This window comes from Streptomyces sp. NPDC060027, assembly GCF_042737005.1.
Taxonomy (GTDB): domain Bacteria; phylum Actinomycetota; class Actinomycetes; order Streptomycetales; family Streptomycetaceae; genus Streptomyces.
This window is the reverse complement of sequence record NZ_JBHWVI010000042.1, coordinates 39,566-50,688: the sequence shown is the minus strand read 5'-3', so window position 1 is coordinate 50,688 and position 11,123 is coordinate 39,566. Positions and strand designations below refer to the sequence as shown.

Here is an 11,123-nt window from a genome sequence, read left to right as displayed (position 1 = left end):
GGAGCCCGGGGACGACCGGGTGGTCGGGCTGGTCGCCGCGCTGGCGTTCCCCGAGCGCCTCGCCCATGTGCAGGGCGGCTCCCACCTCATGGTCAACGGAACCCGCGCCGACGTCGGTGAGGGTTCCGTCCTGCGCGGTGCTCCCTGGCTCGCGGTGGCCGTCGCGGACCGTCCCGTCGGCAGGGGGCACGCGCGCGTGCGGCTCGCGGCCGTGATCGACGAGCGGACGGCACGGCGGGCCGCCGACGGTCTGTACTCCGAGGGCGACGAGGTCCACTGGGCCGAGGGCGATGTCGTCGCACGGCGGGTGGAGCGGCTGGGGGCGGTGGAGCTGGCCGTGCGGCCGTTGCGGAACGCGGACCCCGGGCTCGTACGGGAGGCGCTGCTCGAAGGGTTGCGGGAGGAGGGCTTCGGTCTGCTGCGGTGGTCGCCGGACGCCGAGGTGCTGCGGCAGCGGCTCGCGTTCCTGCGCCGGCGTCTCGGTGACCCGTGGCCGGACGTCTCGGGCGAGGCGCTGCACGCGCGCGTGGAGGAGTGGCTGGAGCCGGAGCTGAGCCGTGCCCGGCGGCGGGCGGACCTGGGGCGGATCGACGCCGGGCAGGCGCTGGCCCGGCTGCTGCCCTGGGCGACGGGGGAGGCGGCCCGGCTCGACGAGCTCGCGCCCGAGCGGATCGAGGTGCCGAGCGGGTCGAGGATCCGCGTCGACTACGCCGACCCCGGGCAGCCGGTGCTCGCCGTGAAGCTGCAGGAGATGTTCGGGCTGCACGCGTCGCCCGCCGTGGCCGGCGTGCCCGTTCTCGTGCATCTCCTCTCCCCCGCGGGCCGGCCCGCCGCGGTCACCGCCGATCTCGCGTCCTTCTGGAAGGACGGCTACAAGGGCGTGCGGGCCGAGCTGCGCGGCCGGTACCCCAAGCATCCGTGGCCCGAGGACCCGGCGACGGCCGAGCCGACGCGGTTCACGAACGCCCGGCTCAGGCGCTGACGGGCTCGGGGTCGGCCGCCGGAGCGGGTGCCGCGTCACCGGGCCTGCGGCTCCGGGCCTCCAGGTACAGCGAGAGGGACAGCAGGGCGGCGCCCAGGAGCAGGAAGCCCCAGGGGAGGTAGGAGGTCATCATCAGGACCAGGGTGCGGTTCGACTTGACCAGGTCGACGGTGTGCCTGATGTAGTCCTCCCGCATCTTCACGTGCCCGGCGAAGGCGGTGACCTTGTCCCGGTCGCCCAGGAGTGTGCCGCCGCGGAGTTCCTCCTTGTGGATCTCCTCGCCGTAGACGGGCGCTCCGGTGACCGGTTCGACCCAGAACCGGCGGACGGTGGTGTACCAGCGGGTGGTGCCGGTCTTGGCGACGGACTCCGGGGTGATCCCCTGGACGGGCATGACCTTGGGGAACTTCACCTTCGTCCAGGGGATGGTCTGCTCGAAGTAGTAGACCTCGACGCCCCGGAACGTCCGGGTGTCCTTGTAGTGGATGGGTGCGGAGGTGCGGGTCTGCGCGTCGAAGTACTCGTAGTCCCGTTTCTCCGTCCGGAAGGGCCATTTGAACTCGATGCCCTGGCGGGTGACGGGGTCGCCGTCGACGGACTCGCCGGTGGCGTGGACGGGGTCCTGGCTGTGCGCGTCGAAGATGTAGCGCTCGGGGAGCTTGGAGACCATCTTCCCGTCGGGGCCCTGGACGTAGGAGAGGGAGTCCCAGACGACGACGTCCCGGCCCGCGGTCCGCTCGATCCTCTCGGAGGCCTCCACATTGCCCTTGAGGGTCTGCACGACCGTGACCTTGGAGACCTTGTTGGCCCGCATGGTGCCGTAGTCGAGGAGGGTGGCGTCCTTCGCCTCCAGAACCATGTCCTGGTACTGGTTCGCCGGGATCTTGGCCAGGCGCGGGAAGGCGTACCAGCGCAGCAGCGGGGACAGCGCCGCGAAGAACACGGCGAGCGCGAGCAGGATCAGGCTTGCCTTGCGGCGCATCTCGACGGCCCTCCCGGTGCGTGCGTCAGGGGTGCTTGGGGACGGTGGTGAGCATCGGCTTCGGCGAGGTGTGGCCGGCCGGTGAGCCCATGGCCGTGATGGTCAGGACCAGCGCGAGCGCCACGGCGAGACCGGTCGCGGCGGCGATGAGGGCACGCATGCGGGCCTCCCGTGGGCCAGGAGCTGATACATCGTCAGGTCCGGCACCGTAGCAACGGCGGGCCGAGATGAGAACACGTCGCACACACAACGGACCGGGATCGGAACCGGGAACGGTGCGGGGCGCCCCTCCGGCGTGAGCGGAGGGGCGCCCCGGGGGCGCGCACTAGCCGCGCGGGTGGCGGCGCGGGGCTACGAAGCGGCGGCGGCCACCGTCAGTTCGACGGTCAGGGTCGCTCCGCCGGTGGTGGTGATGCGGAGCAGGAAGGTGCCGGTGGTGTCGTCGGCGTACAGCTTCGGCAGTTCGAGCAGGCCGTCGGCGTCGGTGGTCAGGGTGGTGAGGGTGCGTACGGTCCTGCCGTCCGCGTCCTTGAAGTAGGGGCCCTTGTCGTTCTCGGTGGCGTCGTCGGCGGACGTGACGAGGGTCGCGGTGGCGGCGACCTTGCCCGCGGCGGCGCCCTTGTAGGTGGCCTTCACCTCGACCTGGTCGGCGAACTCGCCGCCCGGCACGCAGGTCAGCGCGGTGTCGCCGGTGCGGGCCAGGGTGTCGGCCTGGCGCGCGGTGACGGTCGCGGCGTAGTCGAGGCCGGACATGACGCGGCCCACGACGGTGACGCGGACGGTGAAGTCACCGGTCTTCTCCCCGGCCACGAGCGCGGGCGCGGTGGCGGTGCCGAGCTTGTCGGTGACGACGGTGGCGACGCTCTCCCCGCCGGTGAAGGCCGCGTCCGTGTCGCCGATGATCGTGAACCGCACGCGGACCTTCGCGACGGCCTTGTCGGCGTCGTCCTCGGTGCGCACGACGACCTTGTGCGCGAACGTGTCGCCCGCCGTCGCCGTGAGCTGCCCGGTGTCCGCGTCCGCCAGGTGGTCCACCGTCTGGGTGGGCGTCGGCGGGGTGGTGGGCGGGCTCGTCGGGGGCGGTGTGGCGGGCGGGGTCGGGGTGGAGGGCGGCGACGGGTTCGCGGGCGGGGTCGGCTTCGGGGCGGGGCTCTTCGGACCGCCGCCGCCCGGCGTGTGGCCGGCCGGCGGGGAGGGCACCGGCGGCGTGGGGCCGGGGCTCGGTGTGGTCGTGCCGTCGCTGTTGTGCGAGGGCAGCGTGCCCGTGCCGTCCGGCACCTCGTGCGTGCCCTTGCGGTAGTACTGCAGCCACGACAGGACGGTGTGGAGGTAGGCCGTCGAGTTGTTGTAGCTGAGGATCGAGGCGTTCATCTGCGACTGGACCGACATGTCGTGGTCGAAGCGGCACAGGTAGTGCCCGGCGGCGAGCGCCGCGTCGTAGATGTTGTTGGGGTCCTTCTTGCCGTCGCCGTTGCCGTCGCGGCCCGCCCACTCCCACGTGGAGGGGATGAACTGCATCGGGCCCACCGCGCGGTCGTACGTGCTGTCGCCGTCGTACGCGCCGTTGTCGGTGTCCTTGATGCTGGCGAAGCCGTTGCCGTTGAGGACCGGGCCGAGGATCGGCGACAGGGTGGTGCCGGCCGCGTCGACGCGGCCGCCGCGGGCCTGGCCCGACTCGACCTTGCCGATGGCGGCGAGGAGCTGCCAGGGCAGGTTGCAGGTGGGCTTGGACTCGCGCAGCGACGCCTCGGCCTGCTTGTAGGCGTCCAGCACGGTCGCGGGGATGCCCGCCTCGGCGGAGCCCGCGGCGGCGGGAGTGCCCTCCCCCGTGGTCGGCGCGGGGTTCGGGCTCTCCAGCGGCGGAAGATCGGTGAAGTAGCGCGAGTTGCCGGTCGCGGTTCCGTCGCCCGCGTCGCTCACGTCCTGGCCCGTGTCGGCACCGGCCGACTGTCTGCCGTGGTCGTCGACGGTCGCTCCCGGGGCCTGGGAGGCGGACAGAGCCGCGACCGCGGCCGCGGCCACAGCGGTGGTTGCCGCGCCCTTGCGCAGCCTCCTGCCGAATTGCGCCGCCATTGAGTGAACCCCTCCCACGGACGACCGGCCCAGCCCGCCGTCTCTCAGATCCCAGTGCGCTTCCGCCACTTTCTCGGCCGTGCTCCCCGGCACGGCGACCCAGGCGACCCTACGACAACTTCCTTCGCGCGGGGACCCGTTCGCGCCCGGTATTCACCAGTTGGCCATGAGCCGTCGTCCCGCATACTGGCCGCCAGTGATCAACGGGCCGGACATACCCGGCCAACAGCAGCCGCAGGGAGACGACTTGCCCTTCACTCTCAGTCACGCGGCGGCCGTACTGCCCGCCGTACGCGGGGACGGAACCGGTCGTGGCCGGCTGATTCCCGCCGTTCTCGTGGCCGGTTCCTTCGCTCCCGACCTGACCTACTACGCGGCGAGCGTGCTGCCCGGGGCGATGGAGTTCGGCAGCTTCACCCACGCGTTCACCGGAGTGTTCACTGTCGACGTACTCATCGCGTGGGCGCTGGTGGGTGCCTGGTTGGTGCTGCGCGAACCGCTGGTGGCGCTGATGCCCGTCGCACGGCAGGGGCGCACGGCGCGGCTACTGCGCTGTGGGGCCACGCGCGAGCCGGTAGGCGCGCCGATGGTTCTGCGGTGGTATGTCTCCGCGGCGGTCGGCGCGCTGACGCATGTGGTGTGGGACGCGTTCACGCATCACGACCGGTGGGGGACGCGGCTCCTCCCCGTCCTCGGGCGGGACCTCGCGGGCTCGCCGCTCTACTGGTACGTCCAGTACGGCAGTTCGGCGGTGGCGGCCGCCGTGATCGTGACGTTCGTGGTGCTGGCGCTGCGCCGCACGCCGCACGGGCCGGCCGTGGGTGTGCCCGTACTGTCGGCGGCCGACCGATGGCTGGCCGGTGCGGTGATCGGGTGCTGTGCGCTGGTGGCGGCGGTACAGCGGGCGCTGCGCTGGTGGGCGTACTGGGGGTCCGTCGCGAAGCCGTGGGAGCTGATTCCGACGCTGTGTTTCGGCGGCGGCGCGGGCCTGGTCCTCGGCCTCGGCCTGTACGCCGCCGCCGTCAGGGTGTGGCGTCCCGCCCCCGCCCGTCCCGGCCCCGCGGCGTCCCGACCGGAGCCGAGCCGTCCTGCTCCCCGCTGACCCGGGGCTGCCGTTCGGATCAGGCCCCGGACGCGGAGCCGGGGCCCAGGAGCAGACCACGCCCACGGCTGAAGCCGCGGTGCACGGCCCGGGCGATGCGTTCGATCGCGCGGATCCCGTGCGCCGCCGCCGGGCGGGCCGCCGCCGGATGTGCCGTCGCCGAGTTGTCGTACGACAGGACGACAATGCGATAGGTGCGGGCGGGACCGGTGAAGGCGCCGGTCCCGTGCACGCGCCGGCCGTGCGCGGCCCGGGGCTGCCCACCGTCCTCGATGCGCGCCTTCGGGCCGCGCAGCATGCCGGAGGGCACACCCAGACGAGCCGACAGCGCCGCCCTCAGGTCGCGGGACGTCCGGGCGGTGCGGTCCGGTTCATGGGGGGAACGGCCGACCGCGGGCAGCTGGGCCGTGCCCGCTTCCGCGGCGACCGCGGGTACCGGCGCGAACAGCACCGGGACGACGGCCGCGGTCACCGTCACGGTCGCGACCACGACGGTCGTGGCCATGGCCGTACGGCGGTGGAGCCTGCGTATACCCATGCCCGCATCCTTACGGGCCCCTTCCGCGTCCGGCCCCTTTGCGAGGGCCACGCGAGTGACGGTTCGCTCCGGAACCACGGAAAGCGCGGAAGGCGCGTGGGAGCGCGGAAACCGCCCCGGGGCGAATCCTCCGCGGCCGTGGCCGTGCGGGCACGCGGGCCCGGCACCTCGCGGTGCCAGGGCCCGCGCCCGTAGTCCGAAGGCGGCGGTGAGCCGCCCCCGCGGACGCTAGTGCGCCGCGGACTCCCAGTCCGGGCCCGAACCGACGGAGACGTCCAGCGGCGCCCGGAGCTGGACGGCGGACGCCATCTCGCGGCGCAGCAGCTCCTCGGTCCTCTCCCGCTCGCCGGGGGCGATCTCCAGGACGATTTCGTCATGGACCTGGAGGAGCATGCGGGAGGTGAGCTTCGCCTCGCGCAGCGCCCGGTCCACATGGAGCATCGCGATCTTGACGATGTCGGCGGCCGTGCCCTGGATGGGCGCGTTGAGCGCCATGCGCTCGGCCGCCTCGCGGCGCTGCCGGTTGTCGCTGTTGAGATCCGGCAGATAGCGGCGGCGCCCGAAGAGCGTCGCGGTGTAGCCCGTCGCGCGGGCCTCGTCGACCACCCGACGCAGATAGTCCCGCACGCCGCCGAAGCGCTCGAAGTACGTGTCCATCAGCGCACGGGCCTCGCCCGCCTCGATGTTCAGCTGCTGGGAGAGACCGAAGGCCGACAGCCCGTAGGCGAGGCCGTACGACATCGCCTTGATCTTGCGGCGCATCTCGGCGTCGACCGCGGACCGCTCCACGGAGAACACCTGGGAGGCCACGGTGGTGTGCAGGTCCTCGCCGGAGGCGAACGCCTCCAACAGGCCCTCGTCCTCGGACAGATGGGCCATCACCCGCAGCTCGATCTGGCTGTAGTCCGCGGTCATGAGGGACTCGAAGCCCTCACCGACCACGAAGCCGCGGCGGATCGCGCGGCCCTCGTCCGTGCGGACCGGGATGTTCTGCAGGTTCGGATCGGTCGACGACAGACGCCCGGTCGCCGCGACCGTCTGGTTGTAGGTGGTGTGGATGCGGCCGTCCGCGGCGATCGACTTGATCAGGCCCTCGACGGTGACCCGCAGCTTGGCCTGCTCCCGGTGACGGAGCATGATCACGGGCAGTTCGTTCTCGGTCTGCGCCGCGAGCCAGGCCAGGGCGTCCGCGTCCGTCGTGTAGCCCGTCTTGGTCTTCTTGGTCTTCGGCAGGGCCAGCTCGCCGAAGAGGACTTCCTGGAGCTGCTTGGGCGAGCCGAGGTTGAACTCGTGGCCCGCGGCCGCGTGCGCCTCCTTCACGGCCTGCTGCACGGCCCCGGCGAACATCTGCTCCATGGCCTCCAGATGCGCCCTGTCCGCCGCGATGCCGTGCCGCTCCAGGCGGGCCAGCAGGCTGGACGTGGGCAGCTCCATGTCGCGCAGCAGGTCGGCCGCGCCGACCTCCTGGAGCTTCTCCCCGAACGCCTCGCCCAGGTCGAGGATCGTGCGGGCCTGCGTCATCAGCGCGTCGGCCTCGGCCTGCTCGTCCGTGCCGAAGGCGAGCTGGCCGTCGGCCGCGGCGGCGGGGCCGAGCTCCCGCCCCAGGTACTCCAGGGACAACGCGTCCAGCGCGAAGGAGCGGCGGCCCGGCTTGACCAGATAGGCGGCCAGCGCGGTGTCCATGGTCACGCCCTCGATGGTCCAGCCGTGCTCGGCGAAGACCCGCATCGCGCCCTTGGCGCTGTGCATGACCTTGTGCTTCCCGGGGTCGGCGAGCCACGTCGCGAACGCGTTTTCGTCGGACTCGTCCAGCTGGGACGGGTCGAACCAGACGGCCGCGCCCGCACCGGCCGCCAGGGCCACCTCGGCGACGGCACCCGTGCCCAGCGCCCACGAGTCGACCGTGGACATGCCCAGAACCGCCGTGCCGTGCTCGGCGAGCCACGGCTTCAGCTCGCCCGCGCCCAGCACCGCGCCGTCGATCTCGACGCCCTCGGCCACGGGCCGTGTCTCCTCGGCCTCCGCGGCCCCGGGGTCCACCGCGAGCAGCCGCTCGCGCAGCGAGGGGTTACGGATCTCCAGGGTGTCCAGGACCATCGCGAGAGCCGTACGGTCGTACGCGGCCCGCTCCAGGTCGGCGACCGTCCGGGGCAGCTCGACGTCCTTGACCATCTCGGTGAGACGGCGGTTGAGCTTCACCGCCTCCAGGTGGTCGCGCAGGTTCTGCCCGGCCTTGCCCTTGACCTCGTCGACCCGCTCGACCAGCTCCGCGAACGAACCGAACTGGTTGATCCACTTCGCGGCCGTCTTCTCGCCGACCCCGGGGATGCCCGGCAGGTTGTCCGACGGGTCGCCGCGCAGCGCCGCGAAGTCGGGGTACTGCGCCGGCGTCAGCCCGTACTTCTCGAAGACCTTCTCCGGAGTGAACCGGGTCAGCTCGGAGACACCCTTCGTCGGGTACAGCACCGTCGTGTGCTCGGAGACCAGCTGGAAGGAGTCGCGGTCGCCGGTGACGATCAGCACGTCGAAACCCTCGGCCTCGGCCTGGGTGGCGAGCGTCGCGATGATGTCGTCGGCCTCGAAGCCGTCCACCGCGAACCGCTGCGCGTGCATCGCGTCCAGCACCTCGCCGATCAGCTCGACCTGCCCCTTGAACTCGTCCGGGGTCTTCGACCTGTTCGCCTTGTACTCGGTGAACTCCTGGGAGCGCCAGGTCTTGCGCGAGACGTCGAACGCCACCGCGAAGTGCGTGGGCGACTCGTCGCGCAGCGTGTTCGCCAGCATCGACGCGAAACCATAGATGGCGTTCGTCGGCTGGCCCGTCGCGGTGGTGAAGTTCTCGGCGGGCAGCGCGAAGAACGCGCGGTAGGCCAGCGAGTGCCCATCCATGAGCATCAGCCGCGGACGGCCCGTACCTGCGGTTTTCTCGGTCTTCTTCGATGCTGTTTCTGCCACGCCCCCGATCCTGCCACGCCCCACTGACATCGAGAGCCCTCCCGGCCCGGCACGCTCCCGCCCGGCCCGCGCTCCCACGGCCCCCCACCTTCGCTGTCGGCCGCGCGTGCGAGGATCGAAGGGGTACGAGGAGACGCACACCGAGGTGCGCACGCGAAGGGGTTCAGCGATGGCCAGCAAGCCGCCGAAAAGCGATCCGGTCCAGGACGCGCCGCAGATCGCCGAACCCAAGCACGCCGCGGCCGGGCTGCCCGCCATCGGACACACCCTGCGCATCGCCCAGCAGCAGATGGGCGTGCGCCGCACCGCGCTCACCCTCCTGCGCGTCAACCAGAAGGACGGCTTCGACTGCCCGGGCTGCGCCTGGCCCGAGCCGGAGCACCGGCACGCGGCGGAGTTCTGCGAGAACGGCGCCAAGGCCGTCGCCGAGGAGGCCACCCTGCGCCGGGTGACCCCGGACTTCTTCGCCGCGCACCCCGTCTCCGACCTCGCCGGCCGCAGCGGCTACTGGCTCGGCCAGCAGGGACGCCTCACGCACCCCATGTACCTCCCCGAGGGCGCCGACCACTACGAGCCCATCGGCTGGGAGCGCGCCTTCGACATCGTCGCCGAGGAACTCGCGGCGCTCGGCTCCCCCGACGAGACCCTCTTCTACACCTCGGGCCGCACCAGCAACGAGGCCGCCTTCCTCTACCAGCTGTTCGCCCGCGAACTCGGCACGAACAACCTGCCGGACTGCTCGAACATGTGCCACGAGTCGTCGGGCTCCGCCCTCTCCGAGACCATCGGCATCGGCAAGGGCAGCGTCCTGCTCGACGACCTCTACCGGGCGGACCTGATCATCGTCGCCGGGCAGAACCCGGGCACGAACCACCCGCGCATGCTCTCGGCCCTGGAGAAGGCCAAGGCCAACGGCGCCCGGATCATCACCGTCAACCCGCTCCCCGAAGCGGGCATGGAACGCTTCAAGAACCCGCAGACCCCCCAGGGCATGATCAAGGGCGCCGCGCTCACCGACCTCTTCCTGCAGATCCGCCTCGGCGGCGACCAGGCCCTCTTCCGCCTGCTGAACAAGCTGATCCTCGCCACCGAGGGCGCCGTCGACGAGACGTTCGTCGCCGAACACACCCACGGTTTCGAGGACTTCGCCCGGGCCGCGAGCGCCGCCGACTGGGACGAGACACTCACCGCGACCGGCCTCACCCGCGACGCGATCGACGAGGCCCTGACCATGGTCCTCGCCTCCGAGCGCACCATCGTGTGCTGGGCCATGGGCCTCACCCAGCACAAGCACGCCGTTCCGACGATCCGGGAAGTCGTCAACTTCCTCCTCCTGCGCGGCAACATCGGCCGCCCGGGAGCCGGCGTCTGCCCGGTGCGCGGTCACTCGAACGTGCAGGGCGACCGCACCATGGGCATCTTCGAGCGCCCCGCCCCGGCCTTCCTCGACGCCCTGGAGAAGGAGTTCGGCTTCGCCCCGCCCCGCGAACACGGCTACGACGTCGTACGGGCCATCCGCGCGCTGCGCGACGGCGAGGCCAAGGTCTTCTTCGCCATGGGCGGCAACTTCGTCTCCGCGTCCCCCGACACCGACGTCACCGAGGCGGCCATGCGACGCGCCCGGCTGACCGTCCACGTCTCCACCAAGCTGAACCGCTCGCACGCCGTCACGGGCGCGCGTGCCCTCATCCTGCCCACCCTCGGACGCACCGAGCGCGACCTCCAGGGCAGCGGCGAGCAGTTCGTGACCGTCGAGGACTCCATGGGCATGGTGCACGCCTCACGGGGCCGCCTGGAGCCCGCGAGCCCGCACCTGCTGTCCGAGCCCGCCATCGTGGCCCGCCTCGCCCGCAGGGTCCTCGGCGAACGCAGCCACACCCCCTGGGAGGAGTTCGAGAAGGACTACGCGAGCATCCGCGACCGCATCGCGCGCGTGATCCCCGGCTTCCAGGACTTCAACGCCCGCGTGGCCGACCCGGCCGGCTTCGCCCTCCCGCACGCCCCCCGCGACGAGCGCCGCTTCCCGACGGCCACCGGCAAGGCCAACTTCACCGCCGCGCCCGTCGAGTACCCCGAGCTCCCAGAGGGCCGCCTGCTGCTGCAGACCCTGCGCTCCCACGACCAGTACAACACCACCATCTACGGACTCGACGACCGATACCGGGGCATCAAGAACGGCCGCCGGGTCGTCCTCGTCAACCCCGAGGACGCCCGCCGGCTGAAGCTCGCGGACGGCTCGTACGTCGACCTGGTCGGCGAATGGAAGGACGGCGTGGAGCGGCGCGCGCCCGGCTTCCGCCTCGTGCACTACCCGACCGCCCGAGGCTGCGCGGCCGCCTACTACCCCGAGACCAACGTCCTGGTCCCCCTCGACGCGACCGCCGACACCAGCAACACCCCTGCCAGCAAGTCCGTGGTCGTCCGTCTGGAACAATCGACAGCCGACTGAGCGTTCGCTCAGCGAGGAGAAACCACGACGAAGTGGTCCACG

The 11,123-nt window shown here is 72.0% G+C and carries 8 protein-coding genes; 3 read left to right on the top strand and 5 right to left on the bottom strand.

The features are described from left to right. On the top strand, positions 1-982 hold a 982-nt coding region (locus ACFWBT_RS13870; protein ID WP_385699360.1), incomplete at its 5' end, for an ATP-dependent helicase C-terminal domain-containing protein. Here ACFWBT_RS13870 and ACFWBT_RS13865 read toward each other — a convergent pair. From ACFWBT_RS13865 to ACFWBT_RS13855, 3 genes are all read right to left on the bottom strand, one after another. After that, the gene (locus ACFWBT_RS13865; RefSeq protein ID WP_385699357.1) at positions 972-1,964 is read right to left on the bottom strand and encodes a DUF3068 domain-containing protein; all 993 of its coding nucleotides are present in this window, start codon (positions 1,962-1,964) and stop codon (positions 972-974) included. The two genes, ACFWBT_RS13870 and ACFWBT_RS13865, sit on opposite strands and share 11 nt — an antisense overlap. Positions 1,965-1,989: 25 nt before the next feature. Beyond that, positions 1,990-2,124 carry an SPW_0924 family protein gene (locus ACFWBT_RS13860; protein ID WP_266757582.1) on the bottom strand — a complete coding sequence of 45 codons (135 nt, stop codon included), beginning with the start codon at positions 2,122-2,124 and terminating at the stop codon, positions 1,990-1,992. Positions 2,125-2,315: 191 nt separating this feature from the next. Beyond that, complete coding sequence (locus ACFWBT_RS13855) at positions 2,316-4,037, bottom strand: lytic transglycosylase domain-containing protein (protein WP_385699354.1); 1,722 nt, start codon at positions 4,035-4,037, stop codon at positions 2,316-2,318. A gap of 247 nt (positions 4,038-4,284) precedes the next feature. Between ACFWBT_RS13855 and ACFWBT_RS13850 the strand changes: the two genes are divergently transcribed. Further along, positions 4,285-5,139, top strand: a complete 855-nt coding sequence (locus ACFWBT_RS13850; protein WP_385699351.1) for a DUF4184 family protein — start codon at positions 4,285-4,287, stop codon at positions 5,137-5,139. A gap of 19 nt (positions 5,140-5,158) precedes the next feature. Here ACFWBT_RS13850 and ACFWBT_RS13845 read toward each other — a convergent pair whose 3' ends face one another. Then, positions 5,159-5,677 carry a hypothetical protein gene (locus tag ACFWBT_RS13845; RefSeq protein WP_385699348.1) on the bottom strand — a complete coding sequence of 173 codons (519 nt, stop codon included), beginning with the start codon at positions 5,675-5,677 and terminating at the stop codon, positions 5,159-5,161. Between the two features lie 228 nt (positions 5,678-5,905). Next, positions 5,906-8,632: a DNA polymerase I gene (gene polA, locus ACFWBT_RS13840; RefSeq protein ID WP_385699345.1), complete on the bottom strand. Its 2,727-nt coding sequence runs from the start codon at positions 8,630-8,632 to the stop codon at positions 5,906-5,908. Between the two features lie 169 nt (positions 8,633-8,801). On the opposite strand from polA, the gene ACFWBT_RS13835 reads away from it, so the two are divergent. After that, complete coding sequence (locus ACFWBT_RS13835; RefSeq protein ID WP_385699342.1) at positions 8,802-11,081, top strand: FdhF/YdeP family oxidoreductase; 2,280 nt, start codon at positions 8,802-8,804, stop codon at positions 11,079-11,081. The last annotated feature ends 42 nt before the right edge of the window (positions 11,082-11,123 follow it).

Coding starts and splice junctions, on each gene's coding strand:
- ACFWBT_RS13865 (WP_385699357.1), bottom strand. CDS start 1,964: ATGCGCCGCAAGGCAAGCCTGATCCTGCTCGCGCTCGCCGTGTTCTTC.
- ACFWBT_RS13855 (WP_385699354.1), bottom strand. CDS start 4,037: ATGGCGGCGCAATTCGGCAGGAGGCTGCGCAAGGGCGCGGCAACCACC.
- ACFWBT_RS13860 (WP_266757582.1), bottom strand. CDS start 2,124: ATGCGTGCCCTCATCGCCGCCGCGACCGGTCTCGCCGTGGCGCTCGCG.
- ACFWBT_RS13835 (WP_385699342.1), top strand. CDS start 8,802: ATGGCCAGCAAGCCGCCGAAAAGCGATCCGGTCCAGGACGCGCCGCAG.
- ACFWBT_RS13845 (WP_385699348.1), bottom strand. CDS start 5,677: ATGGGTATACGCAGGCTCCACCGCCGTACGGCCATGGCCACGACCGTC.